Source organism: Sulfuricaulis sp. (assembly GCF_041499725.1).
Classification (GTDB): domain Bacteria; phylum Pseudomonadota; class Gammaproteobacteria; order Acidiferrobacterales; family Sulfurifustaceae; genus Sulfuricaulis.
Map to the genome: position 1 here is coordinate 1 of NZ_JBGQKW010000113.1, position 6546 is coordinate 6546.

Annotated in this window: 7 protein-coding genes; all 7 read left to right on the forward strand. The window is 58.6% G+C overall.

The features are described from left to right. The first annotated feature begins 166 nt into the window (after window positions 1-166). A complete protein-coding gene (pilM, locus tag ACC569_RS13505; RefSeq protein WP_372524057.1) occupies window positions 167-1075 on the forward strand; it encodes a pilus assembly protein PilM in 909 nt (302 codons plus the stop codon). Then, window positions 1072-1686 carry a PilN domain-containing protein gene (locus ACC569_RS13510; RefSeq protein ID WP_372524058.1) on the forward strand — a complete coding sequence of 205 codons (615 nt, stop codon included), beginning with the start codon at window positions 1072-1074 and terminating at the stop codon, window positions 1684-1686. Before pilM ends, ACC569_RS13510 begins: the two co-directional genes overlap by 4 nt. Before the next feature lie 2 nt (window positions 1687-1688). Beyond that, window positions 1689-2360 (forward strand): hypothetical protein, encoded by a 672-nt coding sequence (locus tag ACC569_RS13515; protein WP_372524059.1) that lies wholly within the window; start codon window positions 1689-1691, stop codon window positions 2358-2360. A 242-nt stretch (window positions 2361-2602) separates the two neighbouring features. After that, a complete protein-coding gene (locus tag ACC569_RS13520; protein WP_372524060.1) occupies window positions 2603-2833 on the forward strand; it encodes a hypothetical protein in 231 nt (76 codons plus the stop codon). Then, window positions 2830-4539, forward strand: a complete 1710-nt coding sequence (gene mshL / locus ACC569_RS13525) for a pilus (MSHA type) biogenesis protein MshL (protein ID WP_372524061.1) — start codon at window positions 2830-2832, stop codon at window positions 4537-4539. Before ACC569_RS13520 ends, mshL begins: the two co-directional genes overlap by 4 nt. 117 nt (window positions 4540-4656) lie before the next feature. Beyond that, window positions 4657-5601 (forward strand): ExeA family protein, encoded by a 945-nt coding sequence (locus ACC569_RS13530; RefSeq protein ID WP_372524062.1) that lies wholly within the window; start codon window positions 4657-4659, stop codon window positions 5599-5601. Further along, the coding region (locus tag ACC569_RS13535) for a LysM peptidoglycan-binding domain-containing protein (RefSeq protein ID WP_372524063.1) at window positions 5598-6546 on the forward strand (949 nt) is incomplete at its 3' end. The genes ACC569_RS13530 and ACC569_RS13535, both read left to right, overlap by 4 nt.

Genomic DNA, 6546 nt, shown 5'->3' on the forward strand with positions numbered 1-6546 from the left:
CAGAAAACCGCATTGACAACAGTGGGTTATTGGACGATTCTTAACTTGAATCTCAGAAAACATAGCAATTTGCCGATATGTCGGGGTTTTTGGCTGTGTTTTTGCATGGCAATGGGAGTCTTTCGGGATAAGGAGAATTCCCCTGTTACCGTTTCTGAAAAAAAGGATGCTCCCCGGTCTGACCGGCGTGGGGCTGCGACCGGATGGCGTCTGTGTGGTGCGCGTCGAGCGCACGACCGGACGTCCGCCGTCTGTCACGCTGGTTGATTTCCGCCCCTGGGGCGACCAGGGGCAGGAGAAAGTTCTCGCGCGCGTGGCGGCCGACCACGATCTCACCCGTTCACGCTGCACCACCATTCTCGAACCGAACGAATATACGCTGCTCCTGACCGAAGCACCGGACGTGCCGCCCGACGAGCTGCGCGCCGCGATCCGTTGGCGCATCAAGGAGCTGATCGATTTCCACATTAACGACGCGACGCTGGATGTCTTCGACCTCCCGGGCGAGAAAGCGGCAGGCCGGGCACGTTCGATGTACGCCGTGGCCGCGCGCAGTGCCGCCATCCAAAGGCGCGTGGATATGATGACTGCCGCCGGCATCAATCTGGATGTCATCGATATTCCGGAGATGGCGCAGCGCAACGTGGCCTCACTGCTGCCGGAAGACGCGAAAGGCGTCGTTCTCTTGTCATTTACGCCGAACGGCGGACTGATCACCATCACCAAACAGTCGGAAATCTATTTGAGTCGCAGCATCGACATCGGGCTCGATATGCTGACGCAGTCGCAGGACAACGCCGGGCTCTTTGACCGCATCGCGCTCGAAGTGCAGCGTTCGCTCGATTATTACGACAGCCATTTCCGCCAGGCCCCGATCAACACGTTGGCGTTGGCACCGATGCCCAGGGAAATCCCGGGGCTCGTGGATTATCTGAAGGCTAACCTCAATGCCACCGTATTGATCATGGACTTGACGCAGCTGATGGAGTGCGATGCCCAGCTGCCGCCCGCACTGCAGTCGGTTTGCCTCAGCGCGCTGGGCGCGGCATTGCGGCAAGAGGAGCGGGCGCTGTGAGCCAGCAGGTCAATCTTTACCAGCCGATCTTCCGCAAGGAGGAAAAGAAATTCTCCACGGTAGCCATGCTTCAGGCGATGGGGCTGGTGGTGGTTGGCGTGGTAGCCATCTACGCCTACACCTGGTGGCAGGTCGGCACGTTGAAGATCGAACTGAAACGAGCCGAGCAGCAGCAGGCGGCGGCCAGCAAACGCCTTGCCGATGCGACCGAAAAATTCGGCCAGCGTCCGGGGCGCACCTCGCTCGACGGCGAAATCACACACATGGAAAGCGAGATCGTCGCCAAACAGCGCATCCAGGAAATCCTGCAACGCGGTATTTTCAGCAACACCCGCGGGTTTTCGGACTACTTTGTTTCCTTTGCCCGCCAGTACACCCCTGGGGTTTGGCTGACCGGCTTTGACATCACCGGTGCGGCGGAACAGATGACGCTTGCCGGACGCAGCACCAATCCCGAACTGGTGCCACGTTACATGCAAAAGCTTTCGGCCGAGAAAACCCTTTCCGGAATTGAATTCCGCGTTTTCCAGATGAACCGGCCGGCCGCCGCCAAGGAACCGGACGCGCGCTACGTCGAGTTTCAGGTCAAGACCTCAGGTAATCCGGGATAGCCATGCAACTCGAAGACTTGAAAACCCAGTTTAATGGGTTCACCGACCGGATCGACGCGATGTCGCTGCGTGAACGCGGCCTGATTTTCGTCACACTCCTGGTGGCGTTGTACTTCATCGCTGTGAATCTGCTGTTTGGTCCGGTTAATGCCGATAAGGATCGGCTGCAGAAACAGGTCAACCAGTTGCACGAAGAAACCCGGTTGCTGGAACTGCAGGTGCAGGGCATGGTTTCCGGCGGAGAAAATAACCCCGAGGCGGCCAAACGCAAGAAAATCGCCGCGCTGCAGGAAAACCTGAAAACAATGGATGCGGCCCTCGGCCGGGTGACGGCCGGGCTGGTGCCACCCAAAGAGATGACCAAGCTCGTCGAGCAGATGCTGCTGAAAAACCGCGGTCTGGAGGTGATCAAGATAGAAAGCCTCCCGTCCACGCCGCTGCTGGAAGGGGCCGCGGAAGGCGGGCCTGAGGGATCGATGGTTTACAAGCACGGGATGCGCATCGAACTCAAAGGAAATTACCTGGATATCCTGCGCTATTTGCGCTCCCTGGAAGGACTCGAATGGAAGGTTTTCTGGGGACAAGTGACCTTGCAGACTGAAAAATACCCGGTTTCAAGGGTCAGCTTGCTGATCTATACCCTCAGCACTCATCAGGGGTGGATCGGTTTATGAAGCCCTGCTCCGTTCGTCTTGTTATCGTGCGGCCTGTAATTGGCATGAAACTTGATACTACTAGTAGTAGGAAATCCGGTCCTTGGATCGCCGCCTGTCGGGCAGCGGTAATAGTGGCCGGGATGGCGGGGTTTGTTGCCGGAAGCCAGGCAGACGAATCACTGGCCGGGCTCGTGGATCCGACACAACCGGCGTACAGCGGCACATCGGGCGGAACCGCGGCGAGTAAACCGGCGGGTCCGATGCTCCAGTCGACCTTCATCTCGACGAGCCAGCGCCGCGCCGTGATCAGCGGCAAATCCTATAAGGTGGGCGACAAGTTTGGTGGCGGCGTGATTACGGAAATTCAACCGTATGAAGTAGTGATGCAACGGGCGGGTAAAGAATCGCACTTGCGTTTGTTGCCGAAACTGGCGAAAGAAACGTACGTGGTCAAGGTGCCGGCGAATAGCCAAGAAGGCGGGCAAAAATGAAAAGGACAGACAATATCGAATTGATGATCCGGCGCTCGCTGGTCGCGGCGCTGGCCATGCTGTTAGTGGGGTGCCAGAGCGTATCTCCCGGCTGGAGCGATTCAGTGAGAGCCAGCGTGGACGACAGCCTGTCGCAGGCGCGCACCGGCAAGGACGGCAAGGCGGTTCCCACGGACGTGAGCAAGGCCTTGTTGCCGCCGATTGAAATCACACTTCCCCAAGGTGGTTCCGTCCCGCTCGAGCCGCGTTTCGATCTCACCGTGAACAACGCGCCGGCGCGCCAGGTGTTCATGGGGCTGGTCGAAGGCACGCCGTACAGCATGATCCTGCCTCAGGACTTGCATGGCACGCTGTCGCTGAACCTGAAAGAAGTCACGGTGCCCGAGGCGCTGAGCGCCATCCGTGACGTCTACGGTTATGAGTATCGTCGCGAGGGCAACCGGTTTTTCATTCTCGGGAACGAGATGCAGACGCGGATATTCCCGGTGAACTACCTTAATCTTTCGCGCAAGGGTCTTTCCGACACGCGGGTTGCGGCGACCGGCTTGAATTCGACTGGAGGCTCGACAGGCGCGTCGGGTTCATCGTCTTCGTCTTCGTCGGTCAGCGGCGTTAAGATCGAGACGCAGTCGCTGACGGATTTCTGGAAAGATTTGACTACAGCACTGGTGGCAATCATTGGTGCCGATGGCGGCAGAAAGGTGATCGTGAATCCGCAGGCCGGCATCGTGCTTGTGCGCGCCATGCCGGATGAGTTGCGGTTGGTGGGAGATTACCTGGGTGTGACCCAGACGAGCATGAACCGCCAGGTCATACTCGAGGCGAAAATACTCCAGGTCCAGCTCAAGGATGGTTTTCGGAGCGGCATCAACTGGGCGGGGATTGCCGAGTCCGCGGGCCGGAACTATACCGTGGGTCAGACGGGCGGCGGTACATCGCTTACCACTACCTTGCCTAACCAGATCGCCGCGAGCGATATTGCCGGCAATGCTGGGAACCTCAATCCCACGCCGGGCATATTCAGCGCGATCGATGGCACCGCTGCCTCGGCCTTCGGCGGGGTGTTCACGCTGGCGGTCAAGTCCAGCAATTTTGCGGCGTTTTTCGAGTTGATCAAGGCGCAGGGCGATTTGAACGTGCTCTCCAGCCCACGCGTTTCGACAATGAACAACCAGAAGGCGGTGATCAAAGTCGGTACCGACGAGTACTTTGTGACCAGCCAGGAACAAACCGCAGCCACGACTCTAAGTACCCAGCCTACCGTGACGACGACACTCTCACCGTTTTTCTCCGGTATTGCGCTCGACGTGACCCCGCAGATCGACGATGCCGGCAATATTACCCTGCATATTCATCCATCCGTGAGCGATGTTACCGATAAGAAGATATTGGTCGGCACGCTCATCCCTCTCACGACGGCGTCCAGCAACGTGCAAGAGTCGGATAATATCGTACGCGCCACCAGCGGCCAGATCATCGTCATTGGCGGCCTGATGAAAGAGGTGAGTACCGACGATAACACCTCCGTGCCGGTCCTCGGTGACATTCCGATATTGGGCAATCTGTTCAAGAGCAAGAAAGTCACCCGAATCAAGACGGAACTGGTTATATTGCTCAAGCCGACGGTGATCAATCAAGGTCAGGACTGGAGCGACGCGATCGGCGAGTCGCAGGAACGCATGAAGAAAATCCGCATCGGTTCTTGAAACATGACATCCATGGATAGCAGGTAACAGGAGAAGTGTGACAGGGATGCCGCGAGGAGTGGTGCAGGGACGCACCGGTTACAAAGCCGACGACGCATTACGGAGCTGAGGACGCAAATGTACGGAACGCATTTCGGGCTGCAGGAACTGCCGTTTACCATCACACCGGACACGAGCTTTTTCTTCGCCCATTCCTCGCATCAGGACGCGCTGAACACACTGCTGGTCGCGGCGCGCAGCGGCGAGGGCTTCATGAAGGTGATCGGCGAGGTCGGCACGGGCAAGACGCTGCTGTGCCGCAAGTTCATGAGCGCGCTTGACCACCATGAATTCGTCACTGCCTATATTCCCAATCCCTATCTGCAGCCGATGACTCTGCTGTTCGCCTGTGCGGACGAGCTGGACATAAAATACCCGCAGCACGTCAACCAGCATCAGCTGCTCAAGCTGCTCAACCGCTATCTCATCGACACCTATGCCGAAGGCAAGCGCGTGTTGCTGTGCCTGGATGAGGCGCAGGCCATTCCACTCGAGACGCTGGAGAGCCTGCGGCTGCTGAGCAATCTGGAAACCGAGCGGCGCAAGCTGCTGCAGGTGGTGCTCTTCGGACAACCGGAACTCAATACGCGCCTCGACAATCCCTCAATCCGCCAGCTCAAGCAGCGCGTGAGCTTTTCCTGCCAGCTGTCGCCGCTGAGCCTGAGCGAGGTCGAGTTCTATATTTCGCACCGGCTGGCGGTGGCGGGTTACCGCGGGCCGCGGCTGTTTCCGCACAAGGTGGTCAAGCAGATCTATCGTGCCAGCAACGGAATCCCGCGGCTGGTCAACATCCTGGCGCACAAGGCGCTCATGGCGGCTTTCGGCGAAGGCGCACGCGTGCTGGCCGAGCGGCACGTACGCATGGCGGTGACGGACACCGAGTCCACGCAAGGCGTACGGTCGGTAAAGGCGAAAATACTCAAATACCTGACGGCGCTGGTGCCGGCGGCAGTTATCGGCCTCATCCCTCTCATCAATCTCGCGTTTTCCGGCGTGTCACTGATCGCAGGCGGTAGCGTGTGAGCCTGATCAACAAGATGCTCCAGGACCTGGAGTCGCGCAAGAATGCCCCGACCGACGCCGCGAGCAAGAAATCCGTTTACGAGGATCTCAAGCCTGTCAAGGCTTCGGGCTTCCGTGCGCCATCGAACAAGCGGCTGAGCGTCATTTTGCTGGCGCTCGCGGTTATCGGAGGCGGCGCCTATGCCTGGATGCAATGGGGCGAGCGGTTGCTATCGTATGAACCGGCGGCGGTCAAAACACGTGCTGTCGCGGCACACAAGGCAGCACCCAAACCGGCTCCAGCCCCGGCGCCGGTCGCAACGGTTGCCACACCTGTTCCGGCGGTGAAGGCAGATCCAGCCCAGCCAGCGGTACCGGCGGCGGAGAAACCCAAGGATATGTCGGTGACAAATGTACAGGCTGTGAACACGGTTCAAACACCCAATGCCGGACCGGCTACCAACGCGGCTCCTGTGCCGGCGCCGGTCGAACCGAAAAATATTTCCGCTCCCGTCCACACGGCCGTGCCGGCCACGGAGGACGGTTACTGGACGGTGGCGAAAGGTGAAACGCTTTACGGCATTTCCGCCAAGACGGGAATCGATCTTTGGGACCTGTCCAAATGGAATCATCTCGGACGCAATCACGTCATCCATACGGGACAACGCTTGCGCCTGACGCCGCCGGATTCAGCGGTGGCCAAGACGGCTTCACCGTCAACGGATCAGAAAAATGAAAAGAAAAAAGAAACGAAGAAAGTAATAACTACCATGGCATCCGTGAAAAAGCCGACCGTGAAGGACGGTGCGACGAAAGCCGCTCCGGTATCGTCAACGGGCCCAGAGGAGAGTTCCACGGATAGCAGTGTCATGAATAAAAAGCTCAAGCCGCTCAGTCCGGATGAGCAGGCCGAGAGCGAATACCGTCAGGCGGTGAGCCTGTTGCAAAAAGGGCGCGCGGCCGATG

Bases quoted from the DNA above. Each gene is read 5' to 3' on its own strand.
- ACC569_RS13530 (WP_372524062.1), top strand. From the start codon at position 4,657: ATGTACGGAACGCATTTCGGGCTGCAGGAACTGCCGTTTACCATCACA.
- mshL (WP_372524061.1), top strand. From the start codon at position 2,830: ATGAAAAGGACAGACAATATCGAATTGATGATCCGGCGCTCGCTGGTC.
- ACC569_RS13520 (WP_372524060.1), top strand. From the start codon at position 2,603: ATGCTCCAGTCGACCTTCATCTCGACGAGCCAGCGCCGCGCCGTGATC.
- pilM (WP_372524057.1), top strand. From the start codon at position 167: ATGCTCCCCGGTCTGACCGGCGTGGGGCTGCGACCGGATGGCGTCTGT.
- ACC569_RS13515 (WP_372524059.1), top strand. From the start codon at position 1,689: ATGCAACTCGAAGACTTGAAAACCCAGTTTAATGGGTTCACCGACCGG.